The 17,553-nt window shown below is 61.4% G+C and carries 16 protein-coding genes; 10 read left to right on the plus strand and 6 right to left on the minus strand.

The genetic code is table 11. The features are described from left to right. The first annotated feature begins 83 nt into the window (after positions 1 to 83). The 4 genes from malQ to msrB all read left to right on the plus strand — a co-directional run bounded on the left by malQ (position 84) and on the right by msrB (position 7,144). Positions 84 to 2,273 (plus strand): 4-alpha-glucanotransferase, encoded by a 2,190-nt coding sequence (gene malQ, locus I6L47_RS10385; RefSeq protein WP_139495622.1) that lies wholly within the window; start codon positions 84 to 86, stop codon positions 2,271 to 2,273. An 82-nt stretch (positions 2,274 to 2,355) separates the two neighbouring features. Continuing rightward, the gene (glgB, locus tag I6L47_RS10390) at positions 2,356 to 4,533 is read left to right on the plus strand and encodes a 1,4-alpha-glucan branching protein GlgB (protein WP_216949280.1); all 2,178 of its coding nucleotides are present in this window, start codon (positions 2,356 to 2,358) and stop codon (positions 4,531 to 4,533) included. Beyond that, the gene (gene glgX / locus I6L47_RS10395) at positions 4,533 to 6,689 is read left to right on the plus strand and encodes a glycogen debranching protein GlgX (RefSeq protein ID WP_042052416.1); all 2,157 of its coding nucleotides are present in this window, start codon (positions 4,533 to 4,535) and stop codon (positions 6,687 to 6,689) included. The genes glgB and glgX overlap by 1 nt, the downstream gene beginning before the upstream one ends. A 68-nt stretch (positions 6,690 to 6,757) precedes the next feature. Continuing rightward, on the plus strand, positions 6,758 to 7,144 hold the full coding sequence (gene msrB, locus I6L47_RS10400; RefSeq protein WP_216949281.1) for a peptide-methionine (R)-S-oxide reductase MsrB: 387 nt from the start codon (positions 6,758 to 6,760) through the stop codon (positions 7,142 to 7,144). 74 nt (positions 7,145 to 7,218) lie between these two features. Here msrB and chrA read toward each other — a convergent pair whose 3' ends face one another. Together chrA and I6L47_RS10410 are read right to left on the minus strand one after the other, a co-directional pair. Continuing rightward, positions 7,219 to 8,370, minus strand: coding sequence for a chromate efflux transporter (gene chrA, locus I6L47_RS10405; RefSeq protein WP_216949341.1), 1,152 nt, complete (start codon positions 8,368 to 8,370; stop codon positions 7,219 to 7,221). Between the two features lie 82 nt (positions 8,371 to 8,452). Next, positions 8,453 to 8,899: an NUDIX hydrolase gene (locus I6L47_RS10410; protein ID WP_216949282.1), complete on the minus strand. Its 447-nt coding sequence runs from the start codon at positions 8,897 to 8,899 to the stop codon at positions 8,453 to 8,455. A 205-nt stretch (positions 8,900 to 9,104) separates the two neighbouring features. Between I6L47_RS10410 and I6L47_RS10415 the strand changes: the two genes are divergently transcribed. Together I6L47_RS10415 and I6L47_RS10420 are read left to right on the plus strand one after the other, a co-directional pair. Further along, positions 9,105 to 9,332, plus strand: a complete 228-nt coding sequence (locus I6L47_RS10415) for a hypothetical protein (protein WP_005335715.1) — start codon at positions 9,105 to 9,107, stop codon at positions 9,330 to 9,332. A gap of 145 nt (positions 9,333 to 9,477) precedes the next feature. Further along, positions 9,478 to 9,795, plus strand: coding sequence for a hypothetical protein (locus tag I6L47_RS10420; RefSeq protein ID WP_206877554.1), 318 nt, complete (start codon positions 9,478 to 9,480; stop codon positions 9,793 to 9,795). A gap of 131 nt (positions 9,796 to 9,926) precedes the next feature. Here the strand turns inward: I6L47_RS10420 and I6L47_RS10425 are convergent, their stop codons facing one another. Together I6L47_RS10425 and I6L47_RS10430 are read right to left on the minus strand one after the other, a co-directional pair. Then, a complete protein-coding gene (locus I6L47_RS10425) occupies positions 9,927 to 10,403 on the minus strand; it encodes an Lrp/AsnC family transcriptional regulator (protein ID WP_005304871.1) in 477 nt (158 codons plus the stop codon). A 311-nt stretch (positions 10,404 to 10,714) separates the two neighbouring features. Beyond that, a complete protein-coding gene (locus I6L47_RS10430) occupies positions 10,715 to 11,338 on the minus strand; it encodes a metalloregulator ArsR/SmtB family transcription factor (RefSeq protein ID WP_216949283.1) in 624 nt (207 codons plus the stop codon). A 106-nt stretch (positions 11,339 to 11,444) separates the two neighbouring features. Between I6L47_RS10430 and I6L47_RS10435 the strand changes: the two genes are divergently transcribed. Then, entirely contained in the window at positions 11,445 to 12,674 is a 1,230-nt protein-coding gene (locus I6L47_RS10435; protein ID WP_149152194.1) for an MFS transporter, read from the plus strand. A gap of 110 nt (positions 12,675 to 12,784) precedes the next feature. After that, positions 12,785 to 13,603, plus strand: coding sequence for a Cof-type HAD-IIB family hydrolase (locus I6L47_RS10440; RefSeq protein WP_005362969.1), 819 nt, complete (start codon positions 12,785 to 12,787; stop codon positions 13,601 to 13,603). 51 nt (positions 13,604 to 13,654) lie between these two features. On the opposite strand, the gene I6L47_RS10445 is transcribed toward I6L47_RS10440, so the two are convergent. After that, positions 13,655 to 14,218 (minus strand): DUF2799 domain-containing protein, encoded by a 564-nt coding sequence (locus I6L47_RS10445; protein WP_005362971.1) that lies wholly within the window; start codon positions 14,216 to 14,218, stop codon positions 13,655 to 13,657. A gap of 207 nt (positions 14,219 to 14,425) precedes the next feature. Here I6L47_RS10445 and I6L47_RS10450 point away from each other — a divergent pair, with 207 nt between their 5' ends. Then, positions 14,426 to 15,265 (plus strand): isopenicillin N synthase family oxygenase, encoded by an 840-nt coding sequence (locus I6L47_RS10450; RefSeq protein ID WP_040068235.1) that lies wholly within the window; start codon positions 14,426 to 14,428, stop codon positions 15,263 to 15,265. A gap of 211 nt (positions 15,266 to 15,476) precedes the next feature. Next, the gene (locus I6L47_RS10455) at positions 15,477 to 16,790 is read left to right on the plus strand and encodes a sodium-dependent transporter (RefSeq protein WP_216949284.1); all 1,314 of its coding nucleotides are present in this window, start codon (positions 15,477 to 15,479) and stop codon (positions 16,788 to 16,790) included. Positions 16,791 to 16,793: 3 nt separating this feature from the next. Here the strand turns inward: I6L47_RS10455 and I6L47_RS10460 are convergent, their stop codons facing one another. Beyond that, positions 16,794 to 17,513: an ABC transporter substrate-binding protein gene (locus I6L47_RS10460; RefSeq protein WP_216949285.1), complete on the minus strand. Its 720-nt coding sequence runs from the start codon at positions 17,511 to 17,513 to the stop codon at positions 16,794 to 16,796. Positions 17,514 to 17,553 lie beyond the last annotated feature (40 nt).

The raw sequence follows: 17,553 nt of genomic DNA on the forward strand, positions 1-17,553 counted from the left end.
CCAAAGAGCCACTGTTCAAGTACCACCCCATAAAAATCAAACAAAATAGTATAGATAGAATCCACAGCGGGAATTCTCAAACTATGACCACCCTGATTGAACAGCTGGCTGCCGCAAAAGGTATCGCCAGCGAGTATGTCGATGCCTGGGGCCACCCGGCCCAGGTATCCGAAGAGAGCAAGGCCGCCATGCTGGGCGCCATGGGCTACCGCGTCGATGACGAGGCCGCACTGGTGCAGCAGCTGGAAGAGGAGCATCGCCAGCACTGGCTGCGGGCGCTGGATCCTGTGATGGTGGTTCGCACCGGCGACGCCGTTACCCTTGAGGTTCGCCTCCCCATCGAATTCGTCAACGACGCCCTCACCTGGCAGCTCCAGCAGGAGCAGGGTGCAGTGCTGTCCGGTCAATTCACCCCCATCGAGGGTGAGCTGGTCGGCGTGGCCGAATTTGAAGAGATGGAGTGCCAGGCCTATCGCGTCACTCTGGAAATGGCCCCGGAGCTGGGTTATCACCAGCTGGTGCTGCTGGAAGAGGGCAATGACGAGCCGCTGGCCACCATGCGCCTCATCGTTGCCCCCAAGGCCTGCTACAAGCAGGCGCCAATTGCCGATGGCCGCAAGGTATGGGGCCCGAGCGTGCAGCTCTACTGCCTGCGCAGCCGCCACAACTGGGGTATCGGTGATTTCAGCGATCTGGGCCAGCTGGTCGAGAAAGCGGCCGCCTGGGGTGCCCACTTCGTCGGTCTCAACCCTATCCACGCCCTCTATCCGGCCAATCCGGAGAGCGCCAGTCCCTACAGCCCCTCTTCCCGTCGCTGGCTCAACGTGGCCTATATCAATGTGGAAGCGGTGCCCGAATTCCAGCAGAGCGATCGCCTGAAAGCGGAAGTGGCAAGTCCTGCCTTCCAGCAACATCTGGCCGATCTGCGCGCCAAAGAGAACGTCGATTACACCGGCGTGATCCAGACCAAACTCGGCATGCTGCGTCAGGTGTTCGACGAAGCCAGCCTTGGCGCCGAGCGTCAGGCCGCCTTTGATGCCTTCGTGGCCGCCGGTGGCGACAGCCTGCAACAGCAGGCAGCATTTGATGCCCTGCAGGCCCACTTCTATGCCAAAGGCGAAAATGCCTGGGGCTGGCCGGTATGGCCGCAGGAGCTGCGCGATTACCACAACCCTGCCGTTGCCGCCTGGATGGCCGAGCACCCGCAAGATGTCAATTTCTACCTCTATCTGCAGTTCCTGGCCGACGAGCAGCTGGCGCAAGCCGATGCCCGTGCCAAGGCTGCCGGCATGGTGATGGGGATCTACCGGGATCTGGCAGTGGGCGTCTCCGAAGGCTCCACCGAGATCTGGGCCAACCAGGATCTCTACTGCCCGAAAGCCTCGGTCGGTGCGCCGCCCGATATCCTTGGCCCGCTCGGTCAGAACTGGGGCCTGCCCCCGATGAACCCGAACAAGCTGTTTGAAGCGGCCTACCAGCCGATGGTGGACTTGTTCCGTGCCAACATGCGCTCCTGCGGCGCACTGCGCATCGACCACGTGATGGCCTTGCTGCGCCTGTGGTGGGTACCGCCCGGAGCGTCCGCCGCCAAGGGCGCCTACATCTACTATCCGGTCAACGATCTGCTGGGCATTCTGGCCCTCGAATCCCACCGCAATCAGTGCCTGCTGATCGGCGAGGATCTGGGCACCGTGCCGGAGGGGATCGACGTGACCCTGAAAGAGAACGGCGTCCACTCCTACAAGGTGTTCTTCTTCGAGCGCTCCAAGGAAGATGGCGGCTTTATCTCCCCGGCGCACTACACAGAGCAGGCGATGTCGGCCCTGACCACCCACGACATGCCGACCCTCAAGGGCTTCTGGCATTGCGACGATTTGGCGCTCGGCCGTCAACTGGGTCTGTATCCGGATGAAGATGTATTGAAGACTCTGTATGCTGATCGTCACCAGGCCAAACAGCGGATCCTCGACAGCTTGCATGCCCATAAGGTCATCTCTGACAACATCAGTCATGACGTGAACTGGGTCGGCATGAACACCGAACTCAACCACGGTCTGCAGATCCACATGTCCCGCGGCAGCTGCGCCCTGTTCAGTACCCAGCTGGAAGACTGGCTGGAGATGGACAAGCCGGTCAACGTACCGGGCACCAGTTACGAATACCCCAACTGGCGCCGCAAGCTTTCCGCTGATCTGGAAGATATTTTTGCCAATGAGGCACTCAAGGCACTGGCTGGCAAGATGAGCCAAGCCCGTGATGAGGCCAGTCGTTGAGACGCTGTCTCCCACAGCGCTCTCACCTAAATCCACTCCGGCTTCGGCCGGAGTGGATGCTCTGTCATGAAAGGAAATCTCGATGCTCGTTGAACGTTTGGTTGCTGCCCGCTGTTCCGATCCCTTCTCTCACTTAGGCCTGCAGGCCAATCCGGATGGGCCCGGCCTCAAACTGACCGCCTGGTTGCCTGATGCCCTCGAAGTTCGCGTCAAGGATCTCAAGTCGGGCAAAGTCGTTGCCACCCTGGCGCCCACCGATGAATCGGGTCTTTTTGAAACTGTTTTCACCCGCCGCAAAAACTCCTTCCCCTATCAGCTGATCGCCAGCTACCAAGATGCCACCACCGAGGTCATCGACCCCTATCAGTTTCAGGATGCCGCCTGGGCAGGCCTGGCCGAACTGACCGCCCAGCCGGAAAACCTCTATCACACCCTTGGCGCCCAGCTGCGCACCGTGGAGCATCTTGGCCAGCAGGTGGAGGGGGTGCGTTTTGCGGTCTATGCGCCGAGCGCCACCGCCGTGAGCCTCATCGGCGATTTCAACTTCTGGGATGGCCGCCGCCACCCGATGCAGCGCAGCCTCTGCGGTCACTGGGTGCTGTTTGTGCCGGGCCTCAAGGCCGGTGATCGCTACAAGTTCGAGCTCAAGGACCCCATGGGCAACCGGCTGCCCCACAAGAGCGACCCGGTCGGTTTCTACTGCGAGCAGTATCCGTCGTTCGCCTCCGTGGTCTATGACCACGCTCGGTACCAGTGGCAGGATGCCGAGTGGATTGCCAGCCAGCACAACGACAAACGCGAGCAGCCGCTCTCCATCTATGAGCTGCATGTCGGCTCCTGGAAGCGCCACCCCAATGGCGACAGCCTGAGCTGGCGCGAGCTGGCAGTGGAGCTGGTCGCCTACGTCAAGGAGATGGAGTACACCCACATCGAGCTGCTGCCGGTCTCCGAGCACCCCTTCAGCGGCTCCTGGGGCTACCAGCCGGTGGGCATGTTCTCCCCCACCAGCCGCTACGGCACCGCCGATGATTTCAAATACTTCGTCGACCAGTGCCACCAGGCCGGGATCGGCATCATTCTGGACTGGGTGCCCGCCCACTTCCCGTCCGATGCCCACGGCCTGGCCCGTTTCGATGGCACCCCGCTCTACGAATATGAAGATCCGCGCCGTGGCTGGCACCCGGACTGGAACTCCTACATCTACGACTTCGGCCGCGACACAGTGCGCCAGTTCCTGGTAGCGAGCGCCCTGTTCTGGCTCGACAAGTTCCACATCGACGGACTGCGAGTGGATGCGGTCGCCTCCATGCTCTATCTGGACTACTCCCGCAACGCCGGTGAGTGGGTACCGAACGTCGATGGCGGCAACCACAACTACGAGGCGATCAGCCTGCTCAAGTGGACCAACGAGGAGGTCTACGGCAAGTACCCCCACGCCATGACCATAGCCGAAGAGTCCACCGCCTTTGCCGGTGTCTCCCGCCCCACCTTCCTCGGCGGCCTCGGCTTTGGCTTCAAGTGGAATATGGGCTGGATGCACGACACCCTCACCTATATGCAGAAAGAGCCGATCCACCGTCGCTACCACCACAACGACATGACCTTCTCCATGGTTTACCACTATGACGAGAACTTCATCCTGTCGCTCTCCCACGACGAGGTGGTGCACGGCAAGCACTCCATGCTCTACAAGATGCCGGGCGACGAGTGGCAGCAAGCCGCCAACCTGCGCGCCTACATGGGCTTCATGTACGCCCACCCGGGCAAGAAGCTCAACTTCATGGGCACCGAAATCGCCCAGAGCAACGAGTGGAACCACGATGCCCAGCTGCCATGGCATCTGCTGCAATATCCCAAGCATGCCGGTCAGCAGCGGCTGATCCACGATCTCAACCACCTCTACCGTCATGAGCCTGCCTTGTATCAGGCAGATTATGAGCAGACCGGCTTCCGCTGGCTGGATCACAACGATGCCGACAACAGCATCTTTGCCTGGCTGCGGGCGGACAAAGAGGGCAAGCAGGCTATTGTGGTGGCTTGCAACTTCACCCCGGTGCCCCGTCTCGAATATCGGATCGGCGTCCCTGCGGCGGGCCACTATCGGGTGGTGCTCAACACCGACAGCGAGTATTACTGGGGCAGTAACTATGATGTAGGTCTGGTGTTCGCTGCCGAGCCTACCCCCTGGCAGGGGATGGCACACAGCATAGTGCTGGATCTGCCGCCGCTGGCGACCTTGTTTATCAAACAGGAGTCTTGATGCTTGTAATGGAAAAAGGGGTGGGCCACCCGCTGGGGGCCCGCCTTGACGAGAACGGTTGCCACTTCTGCGTCTGGGCCCCCCAGTCGGACAAGGTGGAGATCTGCCTGTACGACGAGCAGGAGCAGGAGCTGATGCGGCTGGAGTTGCCGGGCCGCCGTGGCCAGTATCGCTTTGGCTACGTGCGCGGCGTAAAGGCCGGTCAGCGCTACGGCTATCGGGTCTATGGTACCCCGCAGGAGGGGATGCTGTTCGATCCGCAAAAACTGCTGATTGACCCCTACGCCAAGGCGCTCAGTCGTCCCACCTACTGGGATGAAGCCCTCTATCAGGGGGACAGTGCCGGGATGATTGCCAAGTCGGTGGTAGTGGATGACAGTTTTGACTGGCAAGGGGTTGGCAAACCCGGGATCAGCCCGGCCCGCACCATTATCTACGAGACCCACGTCAAGGGCTTTACCAAGCAGCACCCGGGGATCCCCAAAGCGCTGCAGGGCACCTACCTTGGCATCTGTCACCCGCTGGTTATCGAGCATATGAAGAGCCTCGGCATCACCTCGGTGCAGCTGATGCCGGTGGCCGCCTTCATGTCGGAACCGCGACTTGAGCAGCTGGGGCTGACCAACTACTGGGGCTACAACCCCATCGCCTTCTTCGCCCCGGAGCCGCGTTACAGCACCCGAGCAGACGAGGCGGTGACCGAGTTCAAGACCATGGTGCGCGAGCTGCACCGGGCCGGGCTCGAGGTGATCCTGGATGTGGTCTACAACCACACTGCCGCCTCTGGCTTCGACGGTCCCACCCTCTCGTTCAAGGGCTTTGACAACGCCGGTTACTACGCCTTCGAAGCGGGCCCCCACGGCCCGGACTACACCCGTCACGCTAACGTGACCGGCTGTGGCAACAGCGTCAATCTGGATCACCCCAACACCCTGCGACTGGTGCTCGATGCCCTGCGCTACTGGGTCACCGAGATGCAGGTGGATGGCTTCCGTTTCGATCTGGCGGTGACGCTGGCGCGGGAAGCGGGGGAGTTCGAGCCAATGGGCGCCTTCTTCAAAGCCGTGATGGCCGACCCTGTGCTGTCACAGGTCAAGCTCATCGCCGAACCCTGGGATATCGGTCCCTTCGGCTACCGGCTGGGTCAATTCCCGAGCCAGTGGCAGGAGATCAATGACCGCTACCGCGACACGGTGCGCGCCTTCTGGCGCGGTGATGCGGGCAAGATGGGGGACTTTGCCACCCGTTTGGTAGGCTCGCGGGATATCTTCCCGAAGAACTGGCGCTCGCCTCACACCAGCGTCAACTACCTCTGCTATCACGACGGTTTCACCCTGGAGGATCTGGTCTCCTACAACCAGCGCCACAATCAGGCCAACGGTGAAGACAATCGGGACGGCCACGGCAACAACCTCTCCTATAACCACGGGGTTGAGGGGCCGACCCTGGATCCGCGAGTCAACAGCCTGCGCCAGCAGCAGAAACGCAATCTGATTGCCACCCTGCTGCTCTCCCAAGGCACTCCCCACTTCCTCGCCGGCGACGAGATGGGCCGCAGTCAGCTTGGCAACAACAACGCCTACTGTCAGGACAACCAGATCAGCTGGGTCAACTGGCAGTGGCGACCGGAGGATGAGCGGCTGTTCGCCTTCACCCAGCAGATGATGGCGCTGCGGGCGGAGTCCTGCGTCTTCTCCAACCTGCAACTGAGCGACGACAGCTGGAATGGCACCCCGTCCAGCTGCCATCAGGTCAACTGGTATCACCCGGACGGCCACCAGCTCACCGATCAGGATTGGCACGCCCCCATGGGGCAGGCATTCGCCATGGATATCGGCATGATCAACTGTGTTGGCGAGCGCTGGTACGTGCTGTTCAACGCCAGCGACTACGATATCCAGTTCCGCCTGCCGCCTCCGGGGGAAGGGCTGGAGTGGATCCAGACCATCGACACCGCCACCAACGATGGGCTGCCCTTCCTGCCCGATGACATCAAACGGCAGGTGGCAGTCGGCCGGGCCCACTCCCTCAAACTGCTGGAGCGGGTGGCGCTGGCCAGCACGGCGGAGGATGCCCAACCACCGCAGCAGGAAATTCTCCCTGCATCCGGTGAGGAGATGGTTGCCACCTCGATCACAGATACAGGCAAACCATAACAGGCATGCTGGAGTCAGCTTTACGGAGCCGCTATGCTGGGCTCCGGTATGGATGGCAAGGAGTCGGTATGAGCAGTAACAATCCGGAACAGTGGCGCAGCAAACTGACCGCCGAGCAGTTTCACGTCTGCTGGGAGAAGGGCACCGAGCGCCCCTACAGCGGCGCCCTGCTCCACAATCGCAAGAGCGGCGACTACATCTGTGTCTGCTGCAAGAGCGTGCTGTTTCACTCAGGAGCCAAGTTTGATTCCGGCTGCGGCTGGCCCTCGTTCGACAAGGCCATCGAGGGGACGGTGGAGTACACCGAAGACAACAGCCACGGCATGAAGCGAGTGGAGATCACCTGCCGCCAGTGCGGCTCTCACCTCGGTCACGTCTTCCCCGACGGACCGACCGAGACCGGCCAGCGCTACTGCGTCAACAGCCTGAGTCTGGATTTCGATCCCGACGCTTAAGCGGCTGACCCATTGCAATAAAAACGGCGCCTCCGTTATGGAGGCGCCGTTTTTTTATCGGGATTTCACCGCATTCACGCCAGCAGGATGGCGGCCATCACCAGCAGGGCCGCAATGGCCGGTATCGGCAGCTTCACCACCCGCAGCAGATAAAAGCCGATGGCCGCCAGCGCCAGATCGGTCGGCGCCAGCACCGCGCTCTGCCACACCGGCTGATAGAGGGCCGCCAACAACAAGCCCACCACGGCGGCGTTGATTCCGGTGACGGCCCCCGCCAGACGGGGCTGGGCCAGCCACTGTTGCCAGCAGGGGCCCACCGCCCAAAGCAGCAGAAAGCCGGGTGCAAAGAGCGCCAGGGTCGCCAACAGGGCCCCGATCATCGGCATCTCGGGCTGCAGCTGGGCGCCAAGATAGGTGGCAAGGGTAAACATGGGGCCCGGCACCAACTGGGCCAGGCTGTAACCGGTCAGAAACTGCTGCTCGTTGAGAGTGTGTCCCACGCTCTCTTGCAGCAGCGGCAGCACCACATGGCCACCGCCAAACACCAGACTACCGGCGCGATAGAAGTCGGCAACCAGCTGGCCAAGCGGGCTAGCGAGCAGCGGCAGGCCGATAAAAAAGATGCCAAACAGCAGCAGGGTCGGCCAATGAGGCTGACTGGCAGCGGCAGCAGGCAGCTCGGCGGTGGCAGGGCGACTACCCGCCCCGCGCTGGCTGCGGGCGCAGATCAGCGCCGCTCCCGCCAGCATCAACAGTTGAGTCAGCAGACTGGGCTGCCACCAGAGTGCAGCAGCGGTCACCACCATAATCCCTTGGGTCATTCCCGTGGCACAGAACTGACGACTCATGGTGAGCACCGCATCGGCCACCACGATAAGCGCCAGCAGTTTAAGGCCATGCAGCGCCGCATCGAGCCACAAATTGCTGCCCAGCTGACCGATACCGATCGCGGCCGCCAGTAGCAGCAGAAATGAGGGCAGCGTGAAGCCAACAAAAGCAGAGAGCGCCCCGCCCAGACCGGCGCGATGACGACCGATGGCGAAACCAAGCTGGCTGGAGGCGGGTCCCGGCAGCAGCTGGCACAGCGCCAGCAAGCGGGCAAATTCGGCCTGTGTCAGCCAGCCGAGCCGCTGGACGAAGGTGCGCTGGAAATAACCGATATGAGCGGCCGGACCACCAAAACTGATGCATCCCAGCCATAAAAACTGAATAAATACCTGCCCCACGATCTTCCCCCTCATCCCTCTTCTCCCGATGGAGAGGAGATATTATGACAGCGCGATGATCGTTTTATGACAATCAGACTGATTAGGCCGACACCATGGGCACATCACCCGGCAGATAGCAGCGTCCCGCCAACCAGCAAGCGATGGACTGACGGCTGGCGTCGAAATGGGGCTCGGGCAACTCGCGCGGATCGCACCAGACCCAGCCTTCGCACTTCTCCGGCTCCAGCAGTTGCGGTTCGCCATCGGCCCGGGCATGCAGCGTCACCGAGATATAGTGCAGCCCGCTCTCGCGCCATGTCTCCAGATTGTTGGTCACAGCCACCACCTCGGGCCCCTGGATCTCCAGTCCCGTCTCCTCGGCCACCTCGCGGATCGCCGCCGACTCGAAGCTCTCCCCCAACTCCAGATGACCACCCGGGATCGACCAGTAGGGGGCATGGCTCCCTTTGCGTTTGCCAAGCAGCACCTGGCCTTGGGCGTTGGTCAGGATGACGCCGACCCCGACGCGGGGATAGAGAGTGGACATGAAAACGCTCCTTCAATCAGGCAGTAAAACGGCCCCACCTTAGGCCCAAGGAGGGCACAGGGCAAGCCCCGGCTGCACGGCACCTGCACCTGTCGGTGGCCCCCCCCTTGCCCCTTAACCGGTTATCACTGATGCTGGGGAGTGAAGCCCGGATGGAGAGGTCATCCCAATCCTCTCAGTCCCCCATTACCCCGAGGAGTCCGCCATGAAAAAATTGCTCCCCCTGTGCGCCCTGCTGCTCACGGCTTGCCAAACCACGCCGCCCCCCAACTCGCTCGCCATCGATGATGCTGACGCCTGGCAGGCCATTTGCAAAGATGGCACCCGGGTTCGCGCCGTGGTAGCAGAGGGGATCTGTGGGGATCATCGCGGGGTAGCCATGTGGACGAATAAGCCAAGAGCTGAACGGATGGCAGAAGAAGCCGCCAAATAGTGTGATCCAGGCACCATAAAATGACACTGCCGGCCAATTGGCCGGATTTTTTCGCGATCTCGCCAGCACTTTGCCACCTTGTTCATGGTGCGCTCAGTTTTCTGTTCCCATACTGGCCCTACAGTTCCAAAAGAGGAGAGACAAGATGCAAACATCCATCGTCGGGCTCTCCATTCTGTGGGGGCTAGCCAGTTTTGGTGTTCAGGGGGATTTCATCGAGAGCCGTGATTCCGTTGCGCCATCCTGGCAAGCCGAGTCCAGAGTGGAGATGGAAGGTTATCTGATTGAATCGCTTGGCGAAGATCGCTGGCTGTTCGACAACGGCAGCGAGAGTCTGCTGGTCTCCCTGCCCGAGGGGCAGTGGGTGCCGACCGGCGAGCGGCTGCGGGTCAGCGGCGAACCGCAGCAGGAGCAGAACGGCTGGCTGCTGCAGGTGGAAGACATCAGCCAGGTCAGCGTCTGACAGCGGCAGTAGCCCCGTCACCGCGACAGCTAATCCAGACCCGATAACCACTACCGAATAACCAAGAGCGAATAGCAAAAGAGGAGGCCACTGGCCTCCTCTTTCTGTTTCTATAAGCGGTTTGCGCGGGCTCAACCCAGATGGTTGAGCGGCAGCGCCGTCTTGTGCTTGATGCGGCGCAGCACGAAGCTGGAGCGCACCCCGGTCACCCCCGGAATATGGGTCAGCTTGTCCAGCAGGAAGTGCTGGTAGTGCTCCATGTCGCGCACCACCACCTTGAGTTGGTAGTCGGCATCATTGCCGGTGATGAGGTCACACTCCAGCACTTCGGGCAGTTCGCTGATGGCGCGATCGAAGTTTTCGAACCGCTCGGGCGTGTGTCTGTCCATGGAAATGTGAATGTAGGCGGTGAGGGTGAGGCCAAGCTGGCGGGCGTTGAGCAGAGTAACGTGGGTATCGATGAGGCCGGCATCCTCCAGCGCCTTGACCCGGCGGGAGCAGGGGGACGGCGAGAGCCCGACCAGCTCGGCCAGTTCCAGATTGCTGATGCGGCCATTCTCCTGCATCAGCTCGAGAATATGTCTGTCTATGCGATCAAGTTTCAGCATTTACCCTTCCTCGTTGCAATGACTAATCCACTTTTCCTAGATTAAGGGTGAACTATTGCAAAAACAACCGAAATAAGTGGTTACTTTGCAACCACTCACCGGCACGGGAGGGATACTATGGTTACATCTTCCGGTGGCAAAGCAGATACCTGACCGGGTCTCTGCGGTGAAGGACCTTACCGGGTCAAGAGCCCCATCAGCCGTCTTACCTTATCGGGAAACGACGGGCTGGAACGAGAGAACCCCCTCCCCGAAGGCAACAAAGCAGGCATCCCGGCGCCTGCTTTGTTGTTTTTGGGCGTTTGACGAAATCAGAGCGCGGGCGGCGTGATGCGATAGAGGCAGCGATGCGCCCCCTCCAGCAGATATTGCTCCCGCTCCACCGTCGCTGGCGCCAGCAGCTGGCGAAACAGCGCCAGTTCGCTGCGACAGAAACCGCGGCAGGTGCGCGCCGCCGCACAGATGGGACAGTGGCTCTCCCACAGCAGCCAGCTGCCATCCTCTTCGCGGCGGATCTCCGCCATGTAGCCCTCGCGAGTACGCAGCTCCCTGAGCGCCGCCAGCCGGCCAGAGAGACCATGGGACCCCAGCGCCTCCTGATAGCGAGCAAGCATCTGCTGCTCCCGCTGCTGGATCAGCCGCTCCATCCCCTCCTCGCCAAACAGCTCGCGCACGTTGTCGATCAGCTGCACGGTCAGGTCGCTATGGCTATCGGGGAAGCGCTGCCAGGCCTGCTCGGTGAGCTGCCACAGCCGCACAGGACGACCGCGCCCGCGCGCCTCGTCGCTGAATGTGACCCACCCCTCCTGCTCGAGCGTGAGCAGGTGCTGGCGGGCGCCCATGGAGGTCATCTGCAACTGCTCCCCCAGCACGGCGGCGCTCTGCGGGCCATGGCTCTTGAGCAGAAACAGGATCTTGTCGGTGCTTGCGTTCATGATCTCATTATGGGGAGCGCCCTTTATTAAATCAATAATTCACTTTACTTAATCCCGTCTATGAATCAGCATAAATAAACAAATAACTTTATTTAATGGGTGCGACATGGAGAAACACGGGCACAAAAATCCCCTCTGGGTGCTGGTCATGACGGTCACGCTGGCAGTTGCAGGCTTCAGTCTCCCCTCCCCGGTGTTGGCACCCTTGCTGCTGGATCCAGCGCAGGGGATGCTGACGCCGGAAGCCTCCGACTGGAGCCGCAAGGTGTGGCTGGGGGTCATCATGGGGCTCTATCCCCTGTTCCAGCTGGTGGGCAGCCCCTGGCTCGGTCGCCTCTCCGACCGCTATGGCCGCAAGCCACTGCTGTTACTCTCGCTGGCGGGGGTGCTGGCAGGCTATGCCCTGATGGCACTCGGTATCGCCTGGCGCTCCCTCCCCCTGTTGCTACTCAGCCGGATTGTGGAGGGGCTGTGCAACGGCAACATCGCCATCGTGCAAGCGATGGCGGCGGATCTCGCTGGCAAGGAGCACAAGGCCCGCAGCTTCGCCTGGATCAACATCGGCATGAATCTGGGCTGGGTCGTGGGGCCGGTAATCGGGGGCTACGCCGCGGTGATCTCGGGGGATTACAGTCTGGCCGCCTGGCTGGCGGTAGGAATGACCCTGCTCAACCTGCTGCTGGTCTACTGGCTGATCCCCTATCGTCCGCCGGTGGCGGCCGCCCGGGAGGCTGCGACCCTCTCCAGCCGCCAGTTGCTGCTGCAACCGGCCCTGCTGCCCTACTTCGTACTTACCCTGATCAGCTATGGCGCCGTGCAGCTCTATTTCACCTACTTCAATATCTGGCTGGTGGAGCGGCTGGCCTGGGATCCGGCCCAGCTGGCGCAGGCGGCGGTGCTGGTGAGCCTGCCCATGATGGCGGGCTCCTGGCTCGGCTCTCGCATCGCCCGCCACTGGCGCGGCAGCTCCCTCGGGATTGTCGGCCATCTGGTGATGGCGAGCGGCATGCTGCTCTTTATCCTGCCCGTGCACTGGTGGGGGCTGGCGCTTACCTTCGTTCCCGCTGGCATCGGCATGAGTCTGGGGGAGCTGGCCACTTCGGTGGCGATCTCCAACCGCAGTCACCCGGAGCAACAGGGGCAGGCGATGGGGCTCTACCGCGCCCTCGCCGTAGGCAGCGAGATCCTGGCGGTGCTGCTCGGCAGTCTGGTGCTGCTGGCCGGTACCGAGTGGCCCTTCTATCTCGCCACCCTCTGCTCCCTTGCCAGTGCCGCCGGTTTCTATCTGCTGCGTCGCCGTGCCGACCGTCGTCAACAGCTGGCCAGCTGCACCTGAGCCACGAAGGGATCACAGTTCGGCGCTTCGGCCGCGGGCAAGACTTGCATCGGGGCGCCGGGTCTGGGACGGTAAAGCTCTTTGCGGATTTGTTCGATGCTGGAGGAGCTATGAGTGAGTACAAGGCCATCGCGCTCGATATGGATGGCACCCTGCTGACCCGGGATCACAAGATCTCGTCGGCCACCCGGGCAGCCCTGGCGCAAGCCCGCGCCCACGGTATCAAGGTGCTGCTGGTCACGGGACGCCACTACATGACGGCGCGTCCCTTCCACCACGAGCTGGCCCTCGATACCCCCCTCATCTGCAGCAATGGCGCCTATCTCTATGATCCGGTGCAAAACCGGATCCTCAGCGGCGACCCGCTGGCGGTCGCCCCGCTTACCGAGCTGCTGGCCGCGGTCGAGGCACAGCAGATGGGCGCCCTGTTCCACCTGAGCGAGGGGATCGGCTACATCGGCTGCGAAGAGCATGTCACCCGCATCCGCCATTGGTCGGCCAATCAGCCAGACCACCTCAAGATCGCCCTCCACCCGGTCGAGGAGCTGGCAGGCTGGCTCGACAACCCGGTCTGGAAACTGGAGCTGTTCAATCAGGATCCGGCACGCCTGCACACCTTTATGGGCGAGGTGGTCGAGCAGATGCCCTTTACCCGCGACTGGGCGGCCCCCTATGCGGTGGAGCTGGTACAGCCCGGTTGCAGCAAGGGCAACCGGCTTGCCCAGTGGGCAGCCAGCGAAGGGATTGCGATGGAGCAGGTGGTGGCGTTTGGGGATAACAACAACGACATCAGCATGTTCGAGCAAGTTGGGCTGGCGGTGGCCATGGGCAATGCGGCCCCGCAGATCCAGAGCCATGCCCATCGGGTCACGGCCGACCACAACGAAGATGGTATCGCACTGGCACTGCAGCGCTGGGTACTGCCCTGATCTGACAAGATGCAACATGGCCAGCACGCGGGCTGGCCATGAAGAGAGGGATTAACCGCCGAAGGAGAACTGGATCACCCGATCCGGATAACGCAGACGGTTGTACTCCCGGCGCAGGGATTCGTAGTGGCGAATGGCTCGATCGCGCTTGGCACGGTAGTAGTCGCGCTGTTCCGTGTTGGTTTCGTTGCGGATGCTGCGTTCAAGCGTATCGATATCCCGCTCGGTACGCTCCAGCTCGTCGCTGATCTCCCGCAGGCGGGCAGCCAGTTTGTACTCTTCGTAGCCACGCTGATACTGTTTGAGGAAGCTGGCGTCATTGGGGCATACCCCCAGATAAGCCTGCCCCTCCTTGCCCTTGCTGTAAGCCAGCTCGGGAATGCAGTAGAGCTCCAGCCCCTTGTCGTAGCCCCGTTTCCACTCGGCTTCATCCACTTTGAGGCCATACTCGCTGCAAGACGAAACGTAATCGCGGGTCGCCTGACGGGTTTTGCCTTCCGATCCATCCTGATAACCCAGGTTGTACCAACTCATGGTACGGCACTCATCTTCTGACAGGGCACTGCATCCCGCCAGCAATACCGGCAGGGTCAGCAACAGGATTTTGGGGGACATGAACAGACTCCGGAAAAGATAGTGAGCGGCATTCTAGAGAGGATAAAAGGCCTTAACAAGGGATGCGCCCCCGTGCAGTCTGGTGCGGTTTATTTGATGTTTTTGTCACTATTCAACGCCGTGCCGGACGGGGTGGCCAACCCGCTTTCCTTGTTATCAGGCGCAAGGTAAACTGCGCCATCTTTTAACTGGCGCGCAACAAAAACAATGAAAGTCCTGACCGTCGATTACCGCTCACCCGATGCGGCCCAACGCTTCACCGAATCCCTGCGAACCACTGGCTTTGGCGTGCTGACCAACCACCCCATTCCGAAAGAGCTGGTGCAGTCCATCTACGACAACTGGTATCGCTTCTTCATGAGCGAGCAGAAGCAGGATTTCCTGTTCAACCGCGAGACCCAGGATGGCTACTTCCCGCCGTCGGTCTCCGAGGTGGCCAAGGGCCATAGCCAGAAAGACATCAAGGAGTACTTCCACATCTACCCCTGGGGCCAGATGCCGGAAGAACTGAAGGAGCAGGCGATGGAGTACTACCGCCTCGCCAACGGTCTGGCCGCCGAGCTGCTGGGCTGGGTCGAGCAGTACACCCCGGCCGATATCGCCGCTCACTACAGCTGCCCCCTCTCCTCGATGATCGAAGAGAGCCAGAAGACCCTGCTGCGGGTGCTGCACTATCCGCCGTTCGATGGCACCGAGGAACCGGGCGCCATCCGCGCCGCCGCCCACGAGGATATCAACCTGCTCACCATTCTGCCCGCCGCCAACGAGCCGGGGCTGCAGGTGAAGGGTTCCGACGGCGAGTGGATGGACGTGCCGTGCGACTTTGGCACCCTCATCATCAATATCGGCGACATGCTGCAGGAGGCCTCTCGCGGCTACTATCCCTCCACTACTCACAGGGTCATCAACCCGACCGGTGGCAGCGCCGCCAAGTCGCGTATCTCCCTGCCCCTGTTCCTCCACCCGCGCCCGGATGTGGTGCTCTCCGAGCGTCATACCGCCCACAGCTACCTGATGGAGCGGCTGCGGGAGCTCGGGGTGCTCTAGTCCACCGACGAGCAGTTGTCAGAGACCAAACCGGAGCAATCTTGCTCCGGTTTTTTATTTGGTGGCAGGATTGGGCTAAAAACAGAATTAAATTAGCCAATCATGCCAATAAATCGTATTTACACCTGATAACCGTCGTAGTGATTGCGCCGTGACCTCCGTAACATGAGCGCCATTCTGCCCTGCCAAGGGGCGCTCGATTGGAGTTCTTATGAAGCAGTCCCAATGGTCATCCCGACTCGGCTACATCCTCGCCGCAGCGGGTTCCGCGGTCGGTATCGGCGCAATCTGGAAATTCCCCTATGTCACCGCCGTCAACGGCGGCGGCGCCTTCCTGCTGGTCTTTCTGCTGTTCAGCTTCACCCTGGGGGTGGCGGTACTGATGGGGGAAACCCTGCTCGGCAGCATGAGTCGCCGCGGGGTAGTCGGAGCCTTCTCCGATCTGCTCGGCAAACAGTGGCGCTGGGTTGGGGTAATGGGAGTGATCTCTACCCTGCTCATCTACTGCTTCTACAGCGTGGTGGGCGGCTGGACCCTGGGTTATACCGGCATGGCCATCTCAAGTCAGCTCAACCATGGCGATGCGGCGGCCCTCACCGCCCGCTTCAATGATTATGTCAGCGGCGACGTCTGGCCCATACTCACCCATCTGCTGTTTGCCGCCCTCACCTGGATGGTGGTGCAAGGCGGCATTCAGAAAGGGGTGGAGCGCACCCTGCGCTGGATGATGCCAGCCCTGTTCCTGATGATCCTGATGCTGGTCGCCTTTGGCCTCACCCTGCCCAATGCGATGGCGGGGGTGCGTCACTTCCTGATGCCCGACTTCAGTAAGCTGGGGATGTCCGGCGTGCTCGATGCCATGGGGCTGGCCTTCTTCTCCCTCTCCATCGGTCTTGGCATTCACACCACCTACGGCGCCTATCTGCCGACCAGCGAAGGGGTTGGTCGCTCCAGCCTCTGGGTGGTACTGCTGGCCAGCATGGTGGCGGTACTGGCGGGGCTGATGATTTTCCCGGTGCTGGCTTCGACCGGTATCGACCCGGCCTCCGGCCCCGGTCTCACCTTTATGACCATGCCGGCGGTATTTCAGCTGCTGCCCTTCGGTCAGGTGCTTGAGGTGATCTTCTTCGCCCTGCTGGTCTTTGCGGCGCTCTCCTCGGCCATCTCCCTGCTGGAGCATTTGCAGTGCTTCCTGTGCGAGACCTGGGGCTGGTCACGCCGCACGGCCTGCAGCGCCATCACTGGATTCGTCATGGTTAGCGGTATTCCGGTCAGCCTGTCGTTTGGCCCGCTGCAACACGCCACCCTGTTTGGCAAAACCATTTTCGAGTTGCTGGACTTTGTCACCTCCAACCTGATGATGCCGCTGTTCGGCCTGATGCTGACGCTGCTGCTGGGCTGGAAGCTGGGACGCAAGGCGCTGCCGCAGGGGATTGCCAGCCACTGGCATCACCTGCTGATGAACTGCTGGCGCTGGATTGCCCCCTTGCTGATCGGCGGGATCTTGATTCGCGGTCTGGTGTGACGGTTACTCTTCGCGGGTGGGCTCATCGGCCCGCCCCTGGGCGGCTCTGACGGCATCCAGGGCATGCTGCCAGCGGGTGATCTCGGCATCATCCGTTCCCTTGGAGAAGACGATATAGAGACCGGCCTGATGGAGCAGCACGCCACTGCTGACGATGCTGCGCCGGGATAACCCCATCTTGTCGAGGGTGGCCTCCATCACCAGCTCCGCCATCGGCAAGGCATCGATCTTGCCCAGCATCAGCCGCTCTATCGCCTCCCCGACCGTCTTGTAGCGCACCAGATTGGTGTAGCCCTCATGGGTCAGTCGCACGTCATCGGCATTGCCCAGCACTACCCCCACTCTGGGCAGCTCCCGCAGCTGCGCCAGCGAGGTCAGCGGGTGGCGACTATCCGGAGCCTGATAGATAAAGACTCGATTGATAAAGAGCGGGCCAACCCATTTGAAATGGGACTCCCGCTCCGGGAGCCGCTGTACCACGAACAATCCATAGCCGGGCTCGACCCGTGCCAGCGCCAGCGCCCGCTTGAGCGGGTAAATCCGCACCGGATAGCGGGTGCCAAGCTCCTCCTGCACCTCATCAATCAAACGAATGGCGAAACCATCGAGCTTGCCATCGCGGTATTCGGTAAAGGGGGGTAAGTCGTGACTCAGCAGGGTTAATCCGGACTGCGCCGACACACTCAGGCTGATCAGTAACCAGGGCAGCACCATCCATCTCATACGACATCCTGTCTCATCGTTGTTCCCGTCAGCGCCATGT

It is taken from the genome of Aeromonas sp. FDAARGOS 1417 (genome assembly GCF_019046985.1).
Taxonomy (GTDB): Bacteria; Pseudomonadota; Gammaproteobacteria; order Enterobacterales; family Aeromonadaceae; genus Aeromonas; species Aeromonas veronii.